Source organism: Massilia aurea (assembly GCF_014200505.1).
GTDB lineage: Bacteria > Pseudomonadota > Gammaproteobacteria > Burkholderiales > Burkholderiaceae_D > Telluria > Telluria aurea_B.
The window spans coordinates 187192-204869 of the sequence record NZ_JACHBX010000001.1 but is presented as its reverse complement, the minus strand read 5'-3'; the positions used below and the strand labels follow the sequence as shown (position 1 = coordinate 204869).

The following is a 17678-nucleotide window of genomic DNA, read 5'->3' as shown; positions in this document are numbered from 1 at the left end:
TGTCATTCTCCGAACAATTGCAGGTGTTCGACCACGGGACCCAGCGCCAGCGCCGGAACGTAGTTGAGAACACCGACCAGCACGACGATCGCGGCCAGCATGGCGACGAACATCAGGCCATGGGTGGGCAAGGTACCGGGCGTGGTGGGCAGGCGCTGGCGCCCGGCCAGCGAGCCGGCAATCGCCAGCACCGGCACGATCACGGCGAAGCGCCCGAACCACATCGCCACGGCTAGCAGGGTGTTATAGAACGGCGTATTGGCCGACAAGCCCGCGAACGCGCTGCCGTTGTTGTTGGCGGCGGACGTGAGCGCATACAGGATTTCGGAGAAGCCGTGCGCGCCCGGATTGGCCACGCCAGCTGCACCCAGGCCCGTGGTAACGGCCAGCGCAGTGCCCAGCAAGACCAGGCATGGCGTGACGAGGATGACGACGGCGACCATCTTCATCTCGAACGCGCCAATCTTCTTGCCCAGGTATTCCGGCGTGCGGCCGATCATCAGGCCGGCGATGAACACCGTCAGGATCGCGAACACCAGCATGCCGTACAGGCCCGAGCCCACGCCGCCGAAGATCACTTCACCGAACTGCATCATCACCATCGGTACCATGCCGCCCAGCGGCGTGAACGAATCGTGCATGGCGTTGACTGCACCGCACGATGCGGCCGTGGTAACCACCGCGAACAGGCTCGATGCGGCGATGCCGAAGCGGGTCTCCTTGCCTTCCATATTGCCGCCCGATTGCAGGCTGCTTGCCGCCTGGTCGATGCCCAGTGGCGCCAGCAGCGGATTGGCTTGCTGCTCCGCGGCGAAGGCCCCGATGGCCGCGATCACGAAGATCAGCGTCATCGTGCCCAGTACGGCCCAGCCCTGGCGGGGGTCGCCCACCATGCGGCCCAACGCGAAGCACAGCGCGGCCGGGATCAGGAAAATGGCGATCATCTGCGCGAAGTTCGACAGTGCGGTCGGGTTTTCAAACGGGTGCGCCGAGTTGGCGTTGAAGTAGCCACCGCCGTTCGTGCCCAGCATCTTGATGGCTTCCTGCGAAGCCACGGGCCCCATCGGAATGACCTGCGTGTCGGCGCGCGTTTCGACTGCCGCCTGGCCATCGCTGGCCGGCTGCGTATAGGCGACCGGCTCGATCACCTGCGCTTGTACATGCGGCGAGAGGTTCTGCACCACGCCCTGCCCCACCAAAAATACGGCCAGGATCACGGACAGCGGCAGCAGCACATACAGCGTCGAGCGCGTGACGTCGACCCAGAAATTGCCGATCGCGCCGGCCGAACGGGCAGCAAAGCCGCGGATCAGCGCGAATGCGACGGCGATGCCGGTGGCAGCCGAAAAGAAGTTCTGGCCGGCCAGGCCGACCATCTGGGTCAGGATGCTCATCGTCTGCTCGCCGCTGTAGCCTTGCCAGTTGGTGTTGGCGACGAAGCTGACGGCGGTGTTGAAGCTCGAATCGGGGCTCACGCCCGCCATCCCTTCAGGATTGAGCGGGAGCCAGCCCTGCAGACGCTGCAGGCCGTAGACAAACACCACGCCCACCGCATTGAAGGCGATCAGCGCCAGCGCATAGGCTTTCCAGGTCTGGGCAGCGCCGGCGGCGGGACCCGCAGCGCGCAGCAGCGCGCGCTCGATGCCGCCGACCCAGCCCAGGCCGGGCACAGCGCCCGGTTGGATGTCGGCGGCGCCGATGCGCGCCAGCAGTGCGCCCAGTGGCCAGGCCAGCGCCAGCAGCACGACCAGGAACAGCGCCAGCAGCGGCAGGAACTGCGTCATCAGTTCATTGGTGGCCATTACATGTCCTCCGGTTTGAACAGGGCGATCAGGAGATAGACCAGGAGCGCGCAGGCGGCCAGGCCGCCGATCGCATAGGAGAGATTCATTGCTTGCCTCCCAGGAGTCCGCAACCGCTCACCAGCAGGCAAGTCAGGCGGACGAAGACGAGGAGCGCGCCGATATAGATAAGATCCATGGACGTTCGCTTTCAGCGTGGTTGTTATTCTGGTGGTTGGATTCAGAAGGTGCGGCTGAGGGTCAGCTGCAGCGCGTCGCGGCCCGTGAACTTGCCGTTTCTCGGCGAGGCGTACGCACTCTTGCTGGCGTTGGTGCCGACATACGCGACGGCGACCGTGGCCAGCGCGAAGCTGCGCGAGGCGCCGATCTTCCAGTCGGTGTAATCGGCTGCCGGGTTGTTGTCTACGCGCTGGCGGCCAGCGTGCAGCTGCACCGTGACGCCATGGCCGGCGTCGAGACTGGCGCCGATGTCGAGGTAGCCGCTGCCTTCGCTGTCGACGAAGCCGAACAGGTTCGTGGTGGCGTGCGAATACTTGATGTAGGCCGGGCCGTAGCCCAGTTGCGCATACACCTCGGTGGTGTTGGCGTTGACGAAGCCGGCGACCTGGCCCAGGCCATTGTCCGGATACAGGTAGCGCAGCACGCCAACGTCGTACGTCAGACCGGAAGACAAACCGACCGCGAGCTCGCCGCGCTTGCCGGCGTACAGGTCGATCTCGACGTCGCCGTCGCCCCCGGCGTCCTTCGCGAACTTGACGCTCGAGCCCCAGGCGCCGACATACCAGCCAGTGGCGTGGACGTAGTCAAGACCGCCCTGCACTGCCGGTTGCAGGCGCGTCTGCGAAATACCACGGTAGCGGTAGTCCGACGTGACGGCGGCGTTGAAGGTGACGGGTGATGCGGAAGCGGCGGGTTCTGCCACCTCGACGGCGCCGGTGGTCTGGGCGTGCGCGGCGCCGCTGATGGCGAAGATGGCGGCTGCCATCAGGCCGGCGCGGCGCGCTTGGATCGATGCATTCATGGTTTCTGCTCGTGGTTGTGTTGAAACCCATGCAGCGCACGATGGCGCCGCATGGAACACCAGCAGGTTAGCGATTCGGGCATAAAAACCGGATATAAAAGCTGCCACCAGTTGTAAACACGATGTAAACGCCGCTGCCGTTCATGCCACGCGCATATCCTCGAGTACCCAGCCTTCTTTGCTATACACACCTGTTTCCCTACGGCATAATTATTGTAATTTTCCATTGGGCAATATTTATGTTCAGCCGTTCACGTGTTGTTGCTGGTCTTCTGGTCTTCTTGCTGGCTGGCTGCGGAGGTCAATCCGACGCGCCAGTACTGGAGACAGGCAGTGCGGCGTCCATGGTTTCCCCGCGCACTGCAATACAGCTCGGTACGCCCGTCACCAATGAGGCGGCACGGGCCGCGCAAGGCTTCGCACCGGGCGTGGATTACCAGCGCAAGGAGTCCGCGCTGGTTGTCGATGGCACGCCATTGACGATCGATACGAGCGACCGCGAGGCGGTGCGCCTTTTCTACAATCGTATCCACCGCGAACCGACGCCGCCGATCGGCTGGACCGGCAACCATGCGGCTGGCGCGCCAGGCACGACGACTCCTGCGTTCAGGGCAGCCGTCATACAACGAGTGAACTGGTATCGGGCGATGGCGGGCCTCCCGGCTGCCGTCCGGCTCTCGGAGCAGAACAGCGCCAAGGCACAGCACGCGGCGCTCATCATGAGTGCGGCCGGCCAGCTGTCGCATACGCCACCACCGACCTGGAAGTTCTACACGCAGGAAGGCGCCGATGCGGCGATTGCCTCGAATCTGGCGCTCGGCACGATGGGCCCCGCGGCGATCGACGGGTATATCCAGGATCCCGGCACCGACAATGGACCGGTCGGGCACCGGCGCTGGATCTTCCATCCCAACACACGCACTATGGGCACCGGCGACGTGCCAGCAGGCGCAATCGACGGCAAGACCGTGTGGGGAGCGAATGCGCTGTGGGTGACCGATACCGATTATTTCGGCGCCAGGTCGGCCGTACGCGACGATTTCGTCGCATGGCCGGCGAAGGGCTACGTGCCTTACGCGACCGTGTACGAACGCTGGTCGTTGTCGTATCCCGACGCCGACTTCACACAGGCCATGGTGAACGTCACGCGCGACGGCGCGCCGGTCAGGGTCACGCTCGAACCGGTGAAAAACGGTTATGGCGAAAACACCCTTGTCTGGAAAATGGCGGACATCGACCCCGCTGGCCACCATGCGCAGCCGGCGACCGATGTGCGCTACCGCGTCAGCATCACCAACGTCATGACCGCGAAGGGGGTGCGCAGCTTCGACTACGACGTCACGGTCATCGATCCGGCCGTTGCCAGCATCAACCGGTTGCAGCCCGTGCTCACCGCACCAGCAGACACTCGGCCAGACACACCGTACCAGGTCCGCATCGGGGCGCTGCCCGGTGCCACCGGCTACAGCGTGACGGCCATGCTGCGCGCCGCCACCGGCACCACCCGGGCACCACTCGATACCGCCAACTGGATGAGCGCGAACGCCGGGCACCACGACATCATTGCCGCTGGCGCGCTGCGCTTTCATGTCGGCGAAAACGACTGGGGTCTGCAAAGCGCCACGCTCGGCAAACCGTTGTTCGTCGCGAGCGACAGCGCCCGGGTGCTGGTCAGCCGTACCATGCAACTGGCATCGAGCGGACAGCGATTCCGGGTGCAGGTATCCGGCGACGACGGTGCGAGCTGGAAGGATGCCTACAGCGAGGCTGGCACGGGCTCGATGGCACCGCTGACAGGTACGCTGCCGGTTGCACTGAGCGCCTATCGCGGGCAGATCATCCGGCTGCGACTGGTCATGGATGCCACGGGTCCTGCCTACCTCGGACCGGACACGGGGTGGCGTGTGAGCGCCGTCACCGTCGAAGGGCTCGATGCGCTGACGCCGAGTGATGCGGGCAATTACCGCAGCGCGGATGGGGCCTTCACGCTCAGTCACGCCAGGCCGGGCGCCTATCTGCTGATTCCGCGGGTAGAACTGGCGCACCTGTACGATTCCGATCCCGGCGCGCCAGCATTCGTGACCGTGCGTGGTGCTGTGCTTAACGGACCACGCTCGGCCTATACGCTCACGCGCAGCGACAATGTCCTGACCATCGTCGATAACACTGGCCGGGACGGTACGCAGACCGTACGCGACTCGTATCGTCTGGAATTTGCCGATGTGACGCTGGCCTTCGACATCGAAGGCAGCGCCGGCAAGACCTACCGGCTGTACCGCGCTGCCTTCAATCGCCAGCCGGATGACCGGGGGCTTGGATTCTGGATTCGCGCGATGGATGGTGGTTCGTCACTTGACGACATGGGGCGCGAATTCGCGCGCTCCGGCGAGTTCGCCGCCTTGTATGGGGCGGCGCCAACGCCCACACAGCTTATCACTGCCATGTACCGCAATGTGCTGCATCGGGCGCCGGACGAGGTCGGTGCAGCGTATTGGTTGCAGCAGCTGAACAACGGCCTGCCGATCGAGCGACTGCTGATCGAATTCAGCGAAAGCCCGGAAAACAAGGCGCAGGTGGCAGGTGAAACCGCACAGGGCATGCAGTTCACGCGCCCCTGACCTTCAGCGCGCCGGCTGCGCGCGCAGCCAGTCCATGTATCTGGCCACGCCGGTGGCCACGTCCGTGAACGGTTCGTTGTAGCCGGCCGCGCGCAGCGCCGAGATGTCGGCCTGCGTGAAGCTCTGGTACTTGCCTTTCAATTTGTCCGGGAACGGCAGGTACTCGAGCAGGCCCTGGTCGACGATCTCCTGCAGCGTCAAGGCCGGCTTGCCTTCGTTGGCCAATGCGTTGGCCGTGGCCACCGCCAGGTCGTTGAACGGCTGCGCGCGCCCGGTGCCCAGGTTGAAGATGCCGCGCTGCTCGGGATGGTCCAGGAAGAACAGGTTGACCTTGACGACGTCGTCGATATAGACGAAGTCGCGCATCTGCGCGCCGGCTTCGTAGCCATCGTTGGCGCCGAACAGCCGCACCTTGCCGTCCTTCAGGAACTGGTGGTACTGGTGGAACGGCACCGATGCCATTGTGCCCTTGTGCCCTTCGAGCGGCCCGTAGACATTGAAGTAGCGCAGGCCGACGACCTGGCTGCCCGCATCCTTGCCCTTGGTGGCCCAGTAACGGCGCAGGTACTGATCGAACAGGAATTTCGAGTAGCCATACACGTTCAGTGGCCGCTCGAGCGGCCGCTCTTCGCGAAACACGGTGCCAGCGCCATACACGGCGGCCGACGACGCGTAGATGAACGGGATGTCCTGGCGCTGGCAGAATTCGAACAACGCGACCGTGTAGTCGTAGTTATTCTTCATCATGTAGCGGCCATCGGTCTCCATCGTGTTCGAGCACGCGCCCTGATGCAGCACTGCCGTGAACTTGTTGTCGAATTCACCGGCCTTCAAGCGCACCAGGAAGTCTTCCTTGTCGGCGTAGTCCGCGATTTCGGCGTCGACGATGTTATTGAATTTTTCGGGCCGCGACATATTGTCGACGGCGAACACGCTAAACGGCTGGCGCGCTGACAGTGCATGTACGAGGTTCGCGCCAATAAAACCTGCGGCGCCGGTAACCAGAATCATGATGGGGTCCTCTGTTAAATCGTTTGGCTTGCCCGCATCACGCGGCGGCAAGCATGGATTGCAAGGGCTGCCAGACAGCCTGCGGCAGGATCTGCTTCATGCAGTGTTGGTGGCCCAGCGGGCATTCGCGCTGCTGGCAGGGCGAGCATTCGATGTGCAGCCACAGGATCTGCGCCAGTTGCGACAGCGGCGGCGTGTGGCGCGGATCGGTCGGGCCGTAGATGGCCACGACGGGCCGCCCCAGCGCTGCGCCGATGTGCATCAGGCCCGAGTCGTTCGTGACCACGGCGGCGGCGCGCGAGATCAGCGCGATGGCTTCGGCCAGCGAGGTCGAGCCGGCCAGGTTGTGCGCCTGCGGCGCGATTGCAGTGATCTCGTCGCAGACCGCGCGGTCTTTCGGTGAGCCGAGCAGCAGGATCTGCACATCCGGGCGATGGGCCAGGATCGTCTGCGCCAGCTCGGCAAAGTACGCGGACGGCCAGCGCTTGGCCGGGCCGAATTCGGCGCCCGGCGCAAATACCACATGCGCACCGCCCGGCAGCTGCAGGCGCGCCAGCGCGGCCTGTGCTTCCTCAGGTGCCACCGCCATCACGGGTTCGGGCAGGCGCTCGGGCCGCGCCAGGTCGCGCACCGGCGCGTCGGCTAGCGCCTGATAGAACTGGGCCATCGGTCGCGGCGCGGTCTTGTCGTCGTGGTGCATGACATTGACCAGGCCATAGCGCATCTCACCCTTGTAGCCCACGCGGCGCGGGATGCCGGCCAGCCACGGGATCAGCGCGAACTTGAGCGTGTTGGGCAAGACGTACGAGTCGGCATAGCCGCGCGCCTTGAGCATTTTTGCGAACGCCTTGCGCTCTTTCCACTGCAGCGCGCCATGCTTGAACGGCGACTCGAGCACCGTATCGACTTCGCGCATTGCGCGCCAGACCGGGGCTACCCAGGTGGGCGCGACGATATCGATCGGCCGGTCGGGATGACGCTCCCGCAGCCGGCGCAGCAAGGGCTGGGCCATGACGGCGTCGCCGATCCAGTTGGGGGAAATCACAAGGGTGCGCTGCATCGTGTTGGTCGTCGGTAGCGGGAATGGTAGACCGCGATTATATCAATCGCACGCGGTATCGCTGATACCCCAACCACGCGTCGGCCGGTAAGATGGACAAATTGACCACCCGTGCGCCGCGGCGCGCTGCCCCGACTATAATTTTCATATGCACAGGCTCCGCACAACCCGCGCGCTGTATGGCTGGACCGTCCTCGTGGCGTTCCTGTTTGGCCTGTTCACGCCCGTGCTGTCGCATGCGATGGCCCTGGCCACCGCGCAGCCAGCCAATGCCTATCTGTCCGAGATTTGCAGCGCCACCGGCACCCGCCACATCCTGGTCGTGGACGACGCGGGCCAGACAACGGCGCCGCCGGTGCCGGACATGTCGCACTGTGACCTGTGCTGCTCGCACCAGCATGCGGCCATCGCGCCGCCGCCGTATGCCGGCACGCTGCAAGTCGTCAGCCTGGAGCGCGATCCCTATCCGCCACTGTTTTACCACGCACCACGCCCGCAATTTGCCTGGACGCCTGCGCAATCGCGCGGGCCACCTGCCGCCCTTTCCTGATCCGTCATACCCCTTGATTCCGGCGCTGCATCCCCGTGCAGCACCGGCGGACCATGCGCGACGCGCCATCGCCGTTCGTCGCGCGCACAGGAAATGCAATGACCCCATGTCTTCACGCCCGGCCGCGCACGATCGCGCTCGCTCTGGGCTTTACCTTCGTCGCACCCTGGCAGGTGCACGCCCAGGCCATCCCCACCGTCGAGATCACGGCCGATGCACCACGCGCTGGCAGCCTGCTCGACCTCGACACGCCACTCGATACCGCCAGCCGCCTTGGCCTGAGCGCACGCGAAACCCCGGCCACCGTCACCGTTGTCGACCGCGCACTGATCGACGTGCGCGGCGCCCAGGACACGCAGGAAATCCTGCGCGCGATCCCCGGCGTGACCGCCCACAATGCGCCGGGCAATATCGGCGTGAGCTACCGGGGCTTTGGCAGCGGCTCGATCAGCCAGCTGTTCAACGGTATCAACGTCCAGTATGCGATCGCCGCGCGCCCTGTCGACAGCTGGATCATCGACCGGGTCGAAGCCATCGGCGGGCCGTCGAGCTTCCTGTTCGGCTCGGGCGCCGTGGGCGGCTCGATCAACTACATCACCAAACTGGCCGAGGCGCGCGAATTTTCAGAAGCCCAGGCACGGCTTGGCGCGCATGGCTTGAAAGAAGTGTCGGCCGGTCTGAATCGCCAACTGAGCGATGGCCAGTACGCGCGGATCGACATCAACCACCGCGACACCGGCAGCCCGATCGACGGCGTCGACAGCCGCTCGACCCAATTGGCGGCTTCCCTGCTGTCGCAGTTCGGGCGCGGCGTGACGCACACGCTGGCCTATGAATTCCAGCAGGAAGACGTGGACCGGCCGTACTGGGGTACGCCGCTGGCCAACCCGATCGCTGGCCAGGCGCGCATTCTCGAGGCCACGCGCTTCAAGAACTACAACAGCGCCGACGGCGTCTACGATCAGCGCGTGCACTGGCTGCGCTCGATCGGCAAGTGGCAGGTCAGCGACGCGCTGCAGTTCACCAACACGCTGTATCTGTACGATGCGCTGCGCGACTACCGCAACGTCGAGACCTACCGCTTCAACCCGTCCAACACGGCCGTGATCCGCTCGGCCGCCCTGCTCCAGCGCCACGACCAGCGCATGGTGGGCGATCGCCTTGATGGCGTGTACAAGAGCCGCATCGGCGCAAGCCGCAGCGACTGGGCTTTTGGCCTGGACGTCAGCGTCAACAAGCAGACGCGCTTCCCGAACAGCCTGCCCGCCACGGTCAGCACGGTCGACCCGTACGACTTCGTCACCGAACGGTTCTTTGCGGTGCCGGGCATGAGCCCTGGCTTCCGGCCGGACCGCGACAACAAGGTCACGACGACGGCCCTGTATATCGAGAACCGCACGGCGCTGGTGCCCACCCTGAACCTGGTGACCGCGCTGCGCCACGAGCGCATTGAACTCGACCTGACCAACCGCCGCGAGGTGACGAGCGCCAACCCGGCCAGCTTCGCACGCAGCTACACGCCGACGACAGGCCGCCTAGGCCTGGTATGGGACGTCACGCCCGACATGAACCTGTATGCGCAATACGCGACAGCGGCCGATCCACCGTCCGGCGTGCTGTCGACCGCTTCGTTTGCGGACGTGCGCACCAACAGCGAGCTGACCACCGGGCGCCAGTTCGAGGTGGGCAGCAAGCTGGGATTCTGGGATGGCAAGGGCACGGCGACGCTGGCCGCGTACCACATCACGCGCAAGAATATCGCGACGCAAGACCCGAACAACAGCGCCCTGACCCTGCTCGTGGGCGAGCAGACATCGCAAGGCGTCGAGCTGGCCATCGGCCTGCAGCCGACGCGCCGCCTTGGCCTGCAGGGCAACGTCACCTACGTGGATGCCGAATACCAGAACTACCGCCAGGGCAACGTGTCGCTGGCCGGGAAGACGCCGGTCAACACGCCAGCGACCGTGGCTAACGTGTGGCTGTCATACGCCATCACGCCGGCGCTGCAGACGAACATCGGCGTGCGCCGCGTCGGCAAGGTATATGCGGACGCCGCCAACACGCTGTACTGGCCGGCGTATACGTTCGTCGACCTTGGCCTGGCCTACCAGATCAACCGCGACGTCACGCTGGTCGGGCGCGTGCGCAATCTGACCGACCGGATCTACGCGGCCAACGTGAACAGCACGATGGCGTACCTGGGCGCCGCGCGCACGGCGGACGTGTCGCTGCGCGTGGCGTTCTGACGGGGAGACCGACATGAAGGCACAACTCAAACGCTGGCTGTTCCTGACCCACCGCTGGCTGGGCATCGGTGGCTGCGTGCTGTTTGCGATGTGGTTCGCATCGGGCATCGTCATGATGTATGTCGGCTACCCGAAGCTGACCGATGCCGAACGGCTGGCGCATCTGCCGGCGCTCTCGCAAACAGCGCCGCTGCTGGCACCAGACGTGGCGCTGGCCAGGGCCGGCGTCACCAAGCCGCTGGACGGGTTGCGCCTGGCGGCGTCCAGTGGCGGGCGCGCCGTGTATGTGGCGACGCCGATTGCCAGCGGCAAGCGCGGCGCCATCGTCGTCGACGCCATCAGCGGCGCGCGCGTGGAGACCGTGAACGCGGCCGATGCGCTGGCCAGCGCTGGCGCCTGGGCCGGCCCCGGCGTGAACGTGCATTACCAGGACGTCATCGACGAAGATGCCTTCACCCATTCGCGCGGGCTCGATGCGCAGCGCCCGCTGCACCGGGTCGAGGTGGATGACGCAGATCGAACGCTGCTGTACGTGTCCGGGAAAACCGGCGAAGTCGTGCGCGACGCAACGCGCAGCGAACAGTTGTGGAATTACGCTGGCGCCTGGATCCACTGGCTGTATCCGTTTCGCGGCAATATGTTCCAGTCTTACTGGACCAATATCGTCAATTACCTGGCCATCGCCGGCATCGCTGCTGCACTGTCGGGCACCGTGGCCGGCATCCTGCGCTGGCGTTTTCGCACGCCCTACCGCAGTGGCGCGCGCACGCCCTACCCGACTGCGATGATGCGCTGGCACCACGTGACGGGCCTGCTGTTTGCACTGGTGACGATCGCATGGATCTTCAGCGGCCTGATGTCGATGAACCCGTGGCATATCTTCGACACGGGCGCCCCAAAGCTGCGCATGGAGGCGTTGCAGGGTGGGCCGTTGACACTGACGGGCCAGGACGCCGCGCCGCCAGCGCTGCTGGCCGCCAGCACGGGCGCCGTGCGCGAGCTGCGCTGGGTGCGCGTGCTGGGCCAGAACCGCGTGCTGGCCTACCGCGCGGGCGGCGCGCCGCAGGTGCTGGATAGTCACGCCGCGCGGCCGCTGACGCTCGACGCGGCTGCGCTGCAGGCTGCCGCCGCGCACCTGGTCGACGCACCCGTCGCGCGGGTCGAGCAACTGGTTGATTACGACCTGTATTACTACGCCCGCGATGCGCACACGATGATGGGCGGCGCCGACAAGCCGCTGCCCGTGCTGCGCCTCGTGTTCGCCGATCCGCACGCGACCTGGGTCCATCTCGACCCACGTACCGGCGCGGTGCTGGGCCACATCGACAGCGGCAAGCGCACCAGCCGCTGGCTGTTCGCGATGCTGCATTCGTGGGACTGGCTGCCGCTGCTCGAGCGGCGCCCGTTGTGGGACATCGTGCTCGTCGTGCTGAGCCTCGGTGGTCTGCTGCTCAGCGTGACGGGCGTGGTGATCGGGTGGCGCCGGCTTGGCAGAAAGCTGCGCCCGGCGGGCGTCAACCCGCCGCGTGCCGCCGTGCCTGCGCCGCATCCGGTGCCGGCAGCCGGTCGACATGGTTGATGGTCACGAGGCGCACGAACGAGAGGATGCGGATGACGAGCCAGCCCGCATCGAACTCCCACCACTTCATCGACAGCTTGGCCGACGCCGGGTTGGCGTGGTGGTTGTTGTGCAGTTCAGCGCCGCCGAAGATGATCCCGATCGGGAAGAAGTTGCGTGACCCTTCCTTGGTCTGGAAATTACGGTAGCCCACCACGTGGAAGATGCCGTTGATGAAGCCCGAGGCCCAGAATGGCAGGATCGAAAACTGGAACAGCCAGATCAAAAAGCCGTTGGTCACGCCGAACGCCAGCATCTCGAGCGCCAGGAACAGGAACGCGCCGCGGAAGCGGTGCTTCGTGTACAGGTGCGCGTCCATCCAGTCTTCCTTGATGCCCACGCCGTAGGCCTTGATCAGGTCCGCGTTGCGCGCAGCCTTGCGGTACAGAAGCGTGCCCTTGGTCAGGATGGTCCACAGGCCGTGGATGTGCGGGCTGTGCGGGTCGTCGACCGTGTCGCACTTGGCGTGGTGTTTGCGGTGCACCGCCACCCAGGCCTTGGCGGTCACGCCGTAGGTCGTCAGCCAGATCCACAGGCGAAACAGGTGGCACAGCAGCGGGTGGAACGTGATTGCGCGGTGGCTGCGCGAACGGTGCAGATACAGTTCGCTGGCAAACACGGTCATGATGTACGACGCGGCCATGGTGAGCGCGACGCCCGTTGGGGTGAGCTGGATGAATCCTTCAAACACGTTGTTTCTCCCTGTTGTACACGGTCTGTGAACGTATTGACGTCCTGACGATGCGACAAGAGTAACGTGCGACTACTGGTTTCTATTGACTGAGAAGAGCGGTATTTCGGGGCCTGTTTGCATGACAAATTCGCCCTCTTCTACCGCGCGTCAGCCGATCATGCCAAGCGCCCTGACCTGCTTCACCCACTGCGGGTACTCGTTCATCAACAGGTCGTACAGCGCGGCGTCGGGATGCTCGTCGGGCGAGGCGACCGAGAAGAAATCGGCGTTGTCGACGAGGCGCCCATCGAGCTCGTCGAGTTTTTCGAGGAACGGGAAATCCGAGTCGGCGAAGCTGGCCAGCGCCTTGGCTTTCGACTTGCGCCCTTTGCCGATGCCCATGAACTGCCAGAAGATCGGCTCGCGGCTGGCCCAGCGCAGCTGCCGTTCGGTCAGCGGCTTGTCGGATGTCGAGCCGTCGGTAACGAACATCACGTACACGGGCACCGCAGCCTTGGCGACGGCACGGCGTTCGCCGCCACGCGCATCCGGGAAGTAGTGGCGGCGCACGGCTTCGATTGCGGCGCCGTAGCGGGTATCGCCTTCGAGCGGGTGCCGGGTGATGATGCCCTTGATGTAGTTCGACCAGTTCGACAGGCCCATCGCCTCGCCCTGGTGGACGTTGCGGCCAAACAGAAACACGTCGATCTCGCCGTCGTCATCGAAGCGGCAGCCCAGCGCCAGGATGCGCTCGGCGAATTTCTGCACCAGACCCTTGCTGTACAAGGCACTCATCGAACCGGAGATGTCGAGCACCAGGCAGACCTTGGCACGATGCTGCGCGAGCCCCGCTTTTTCGAGCGACACGGCAGCCGACTTGACCAGATTGACCAGCTGCGGCGCAGCCTGGGCCACGCGCTTTTCGAGGTCGACCGATGGTGTTGAAGGCGCCGGGGGTGTCTCCTGCGCCACTGCGCCGCCGAAGTGGCGCACCAGCGCATCCAGCCCGCCGTTGAAGCCCTGCCCCACTGCCATGAAGCGCCAGCCGCCGTTCTTGCGATACAGCTCGCCCAACATGACGGCGCGTTCGCCGGCAAAGTCGCTGCCGCTGAACGTGAAGCGCGCGAACTCACCTTGCGGGCCAACCAGGCGCAGGTAGCCGGCCTGCAGTTGCGCCATCGTCGCGGCACCCTCGGTGCTGGCGACGATGCTCACGCGCTCGACCCAGCCAGGTAGCCGCGCAAGCTGAAAACTGAAGCCCGCAGCATCCTGGCCGGCCGCATCCAGCGCGACGCCGCCGCACGGCGTCGCAGGCTGGTTGAAGAAGGTCATGTAGCGTTCGTCCGCCAGCTTGCCGCCGGCGTCCAGTGCAAAGCACGCGACATCGAGCGCCAGGCCCTGGGCCGACACGCCCGTCTGCAGCACGCCGTCTGGCGCCAGGGTGGACAGGGGCAGGCGCTGGCCCCGGGAGAGTGCTTGCATGATCGTATCCCTGTCAAAAACGGTCGTTCAACTTGTCGTCAAAGCGGATCGGCGATGCGGGTAACCAGCACCGAGGCGATGCGCCGTTCCAGCACCTCTTCGACTTCCATGCGCAGCCCCTCGATCTCGATGCCGTCGCCGACCAGTGGCAAGGTGCCGAAGCGCTCGAGCATCAGGCCGGCCAGCGACGTGTAATCGTCGGTGTCGCCCACCAGGGCGTCCACTTCGAGCACTTGCTCCAGGTAGTGCAGGTCGGCCGTGCCATCCACGCGCCAGCGCCCGCCCCCGAGGTCCTGCACCACGGGCTGCTCGTCTTCGTCGGGGAACTCGCCGGCGATGGCTTCGAGGATGTCGATCGGCGTGACCAGGCCCTGCAAGGTGCCGTATTCGTCCGCGATAAGGACCAGCTGGCCGTGCGAGCGCTTCAGGCGGTCCATCACCTTGAGCACGCCGCTGGCGTCGGGCACGATGATCGGCACGCGGATATGGTTCGCATCGATCGCGCCCGACAGCGTCAGGTCGGCAATCAGATCCTTGGCGCGTGCGACGCCGATCACTTCATCGAGCTCGCCCCGGCAGACCGGGAAGAAGCCGTGCGGCGTGGCCAGGAGCTGGGCGCGGATCGTGTCGGCGTCGTCCTCGATATTGATCCACGAGATGTCCGAGCGGTTGGTCATGATCGAGCGCACCGAGCGCTGCGACAGGCTCAGGACCCCGCTGACCATATTGCGCTCTTCAAGCTCGAAGGTCGGCTCGTCGGGCTTTTGCTTCTGCTGCTTGCTCGTCACCGGATCCGGCTCGTCGCCCGGCTCGATCCCGCGCGTGCTGCCCAGCAGGCGCAGCACCGCATCGGCCGTGCGGTCGCGCAGCGGGATGTGCGCATCCTGCTTGACGAAGTTGCGGCGCGCCAGCTGGTTGAGCAGCTCGATCACGACCGAGAAGCCGATCGCCGCGTACAGGTAGCCCTTGGGAATGTGGAAGCCCAGCCCTTCGGCGATCAGCGACAGACCGATCATCAAGAGGAAGCTCAGGCACAGCACGACGACAGTCGGATGCGCGTTGACGAAGCGCGTGAGCGGTTTGGACGCAAACAGCATGACGCCCATCGAGATCACGACGGCGGCCATCATGACGCCCAGCTCGTCCACCATGCCGACGGCAGTGATCACGGCGTCGAGCGAGAACACGGCGTCGAGCACGATGATCTGCGCGACGACGGCGGCGAAGCTGGCGTAGGCGCGCTTGCCGGTGGCCACGTGCAGCTTGCCTTCGACGCGTTCGTGCAGCTCCATCGTGGCCTTGGCCAGCAGGAAGAAGCCGCCCACCAGCAAAATCAGGTCGCGCCCGGAGAACGTCAGCGGACCGAGGACAATCAGGGGCGCGGTAAGTTTGACGAGCCAGGCGATGACGGTGAGCAGGCCAAGGCGCATGATCATGGCGAGCGACAGGCCGACAAGGCGGGCTTTGTCACGCTGGTGCGGGGGGAGTTTGTCCGCCAAGATGGCGATGAAGATCAGGTTGTCGATGCCAAGGACGATCTCGAGCACGACAAGGGTGAACAAGCCGACCCAGATATTTGGGTCAAAAAGCCATTCCATTAGGTGTGTTTGGTAGTGATTGGCCAGTCATTGTAAGCGATCACGCCGTCAATCAACCAGATTCGGGGGGCCGCCGTTGTATTGGCGTCGTCCTTCAAAATGACTGTTCGGCGGCCGGTTTGACTGGCGGCGCCGGCAGCAGCGGCTCGATCAACTGGCGGCTCAACGTGGGCGCGAGCGGTGTGTCCGTCCCTACTTCGGCCGGCCAGTGGCGCGGCAGGTAGTGGCTGCCGAACAGGCGGTCCAGGAACGGCAGCGTGGACGCGTAGTTGCGGTTGATGTGCTCGTGCCGGCTGTGGTGCCAGTGATGAAAGGCCGGCGTCGTAACAAACCATTCGAGCGGGCCGAAGCGCCAGCGCAGGTTGGCGTGGATGAAGAAGCCCCACAACGTACCCAGCACGATCAGTGCGGCGGGCGCGGCGCTGCCCGCCGCTGTCGGGCTGGCCAGCCCCAGCAGATACAGCGGCACGATGCCGAACAGGCGCGTGATGACCATGTCGACGGGATGGCTGCGCGTATTGGCCAGAAAGTGCATGCGCTCGGTGCTGTGATGCAGCGCGTGGAAGCGCCATAACCACGGCAGCTCGTGGCTGAGCCGGTGGCCCCAGTAGAAACCGGTTTCGGCGATCACGAAGGCAAGCACCATGCGCACGGCGAGCGGCAAGCCGGCAACCGTGGCGGTCAATGCATCCGGCACCACCCAGGCGGCCAGCGCGGCCAGCAGTGCCATTAGCGCGCTGAGCAGCACGATCGGCACCAGGCTGCTGAGGAAGTAATACGCGAGGTTGTGCCGCAGCTCGCCGTTTGGCCCGTCGTGGCGCACGCCGAACCAGCGCTCCAGCGGCACGAACAGGGCCGTGAGCAGGATCAGCCAGACGCACAGGCGCAGGGCGGTGGCGGCAAATTCGGCGGGAGAGACGTTCATGGCGAATGCAGCGTACGAAATAAGGAACAACCAACAGCAACCCGGTAGCGGGAAGTGCCCTTGCGGGCAAGCTTGATGCTACCGGGGCTGCAAAATCACACCCGTGCGTTGCGGCGGCGGCGTGCGTTGACGGCTAGCAGGCCCAGGCCACCGATCATGAGCATCCACGTTGCCGGCTCCGGTACTTCTGCATTCAACGCGACATTATCCAGCAGCATGAATGGTGGAGCGCCTGGTGCGGTGCCCCGGGCCAGGAACGACAGCATTTCGCTGGCGTTGGTCGCGGTGAACGCCATGGTGGCCGTTTTCCATCCACTAAATGCATTGTCGGCAATGGTCAAAGGCGCGGTGCTGGCGGCGGCAGTGCCGAAACCCACTTCCCAGAAGTTGTCGTAGTTGGCGCCGTAGAAACCAACCTGCTGCGCCAACGCGTAATCAAACGTCAGCAAGTAGCTGGTGCCGATCGTCAGGCCACTGATGAGTTGCGACAGCATGCCCGGATGGTACTGGGAATCCGACGCAAAGAAATTGCCGCCGGTTGGCGATGCCGTGTAGCCATTGCCCTTCCCTTCGAGCCACAACGCTGATCGGGGAGTATTCGCGATCGTGCTATCCAACACGAAGTTATATCCACCGCCCTTGCCCCCGTTTTCACTGCTGGTCCAGCCGGTCAGCGTTGTGCGGTCGGATTCAAGATGCATACCGTTGACCTTCTTGTTGCCGCCCTTGGAAGTCAACTCGAAGTCGCCGTTCTTGACCAGAATCGGGCCTGCGTGGGCAATGCCCGCGCTGAACGTGATGAAGGCGGACAGAAACAGCAGAACTGACTTGATGCGCATGGGACGGACTCCGTGGAATATGGACATTAGTGACAGGTAGCCGCATTTTCCTGTGCCCGACACAGCCCGGAAAATGAAACTTTTGTGGATTTTGATCAATTTCTATTACTGTAAATATTCTAGCAGGTTCTTCATGTGCAAAATCAATATTTATATTGCAATGTTGTTGTCTTCCATGCATTTCCGAGGGGTTTTTGGCCATGCGCCCAGCAAAGCACAGCCGCAGGGCACCCAC

Annotated in this window: 14 protein-coding genes; 4 read left to right on the top strand and 10 right to left on the bottom strand. The window is 64.7% G+C overall.

Translation table 11 applies throughout. The features are described 5' to 3' along the window. Positions 1 to 2: 2 nt before the first annotated feature. The 3 genes from kdpA to HD842_RS00840 all read right to left on the bottom strand — a co-directional run bounded on the left by kdpA (position 3) and on the right by HD842_RS00840 (position 2823). Positions 3 to 1802, bottom strand: a complete 1800-nt coding sequence (kdpA, locus tag HD842_RS00850; RefSeq protein ID WP_229424537.1) for a potassium-transporting ATPase subunit KdpA — start codon at positions 1800 to 1802, stop codon at positions 3 to 5. Then, positions 1802 to 1891, bottom strand: coding sequence for a potassium-transporting ATPase subunit F (locus tag HD842_RS00845; protein ID WP_183549701.1), 90 nt, complete (start codon positions 1889 to 1891; stop codon positions 1802 to 1804). The genes kdpA and HD842_RS00845 overlap by 1 nt, the downstream gene beginning before the upstream one ends. A gap of 131 nt (positions 1892 to 2022) precedes the next feature. After that, positions 2023 to 2823, bottom strand: a complete 801-nt coding sequence (locus HD842_RS00840) for a TorF family putative porin (protein WP_183549696.1) — start codon at positions 2821 to 2823, stop codon at positions 2023 to 2025. 344 nt (positions 2824 to 3167) lie between these two features. Between HD842_RS00840 and HD842_RS00835 the strand changes: the two genes are divergently transcribed. Continuing rightward, positions 3168 to 5441 carry a DUF4214 domain-containing protein gene (locus HD842_RS00835; protein ID WP_183549693.1) on the top strand — a complete coding sequence of 758 codons (2274 nt, stop codon included), beginning with the start codon at positions 3168 to 3170 and terminating at the stop codon, positions 5439 to 5441. Between the two features lie 3 nt (positions 5442 to 5444). Here HD842_RS00835 and rfaD read toward each other — a convergent pair whose 3' ends face one another. Together rfaD and waaF are read right to left on the bottom strand one after the other, a co-directional pair. Next, positions 5445 to 6455 carry an ADP-glyceromanno-heptose 6-epimerase gene (rfaD, locus tag HD842_RS00830; protein ID WP_183553446.1) on the bottom strand — a complete coding sequence of 337 codons (1011 nt, stop codon included), beginning with the start codon at positions 6453 to 6455 and terminating at the stop codon, positions 5445 to 5447. 34 nt (positions 6456 to 6489) lie between these two features. Then, positions 6490 to 7512 (bottom strand): lipopolysaccharide heptosyltransferase II, encoded by a 1023-nt coding sequence (gene waaF, locus HD842_RS00825; RefSeq protein WP_183549690.1) that lies wholly within the window; start codon positions 7510 to 7512, stop codon positions 6490 to 6492. A gap of 148 nt (positions 7513 to 7660) precedes the next feature. Here waaF and HD842_RS00820 point away from each other — a divergent pair, with 148 nt between their 5' ends. The 3 genes from HD842_RS00820 (at position 7661) to HD842_RS00810 (ending at position 11887) form a co-directional block, all read left to right on the top strand. Further along, positions 7661 to 8062, top strand: coding sequence for a DUF2946 domain-containing protein (locus tag HD842_RS00820; protein ID WP_183549687.1), 402 nt, complete (start codon positions 7661 to 7663; stop codon positions 8060 to 8062). 98 nt (positions 8063 to 8160) lie between these two features. Next, complete coding sequence (locus HD842_RS00815) at positions 8161 to 10308, top strand: TonB-dependent receptor (protein WP_183549684.1); 2148 nt, start codon at positions 8161 to 8163, stop codon at positions 10306 to 10308. A 13-nt stretch (positions 10309 to 10321) separates the two neighbouring features. Next, positions 10322 to 11887, top strand: a complete 1566-nt coding sequence (locus HD842_RS00810; RefSeq protein ID WP_183549681.1) for a PepSY domain-containing protein — start codon at positions 10322 to 10324, stop codon at positions 11885 to 11887. Here the strand turns inward: HD842_RS00810 and HD842_RS00805 are convergent. The 5 genes from HD842_RS00805 to HD842_RS00785 form a co-directional block, all read right to left on the bottom strand. Continuing rightward, complete coding sequence (locus tag HD842_RS00805; protein WP_183549678.1) at positions 11823 to 12617, bottom strand: acyl-CoA desaturase; 795 nt, start codon at positions 12615 to 12617, stop codon at positions 11823 to 11825. The genes HD842_RS00810 and HD842_RS00805 overlap by 65 nt on opposite strands. Positions 12618 to 12767: 150 nt before the next feature. Then, positions 12768 to 14081: a VWA domain-containing protein gene (locus tag HD842_RS00800; protein WP_183549675.1), complete on the bottom strand. Its 1314-nt coding sequence runs from the start codon at positions 14079 to 14081 to the stop codon at positions 12768 to 12770. A gap of 38 nt (positions 14082 to 14119) precedes the next feature. After that, complete coding sequence (locus HD842_RS00795; protein WP_183549672.1) at positions 14120 to 15679, bottom strand: TerC family protein; 1560 nt, start codon at positions 15677 to 15679, stop codon at positions 14120 to 14122. A gap of 94 nt (positions 15680 to 15773) precedes the next feature. Continuing rightward, positions 15774 to 16604 (bottom strand): sterol desaturase family protein, encoded by an 831-nt coding sequence (locus tag HD842_RS00790; RefSeq protein WP_183549669.1) that lies wholly within the window; start codon positions 16602 to 16604, stop codon positions 15774 to 15776. A gap of 95 nt (positions 16605 to 16699) precedes the next feature. Next, positions 16700 to 17443: a PEPxxWA-CTERM sorting domain-containing protein gene (locus HD842_RS00785; protein ID WP_183549666.1), complete on the bottom strand. Its 744-nt coding sequence runs from the start codon at positions 17441 to 17443 to the stop codon at positions 16700 to 16702. Positions 17444 to 17678: the final 235 nt, after the last annotated feature.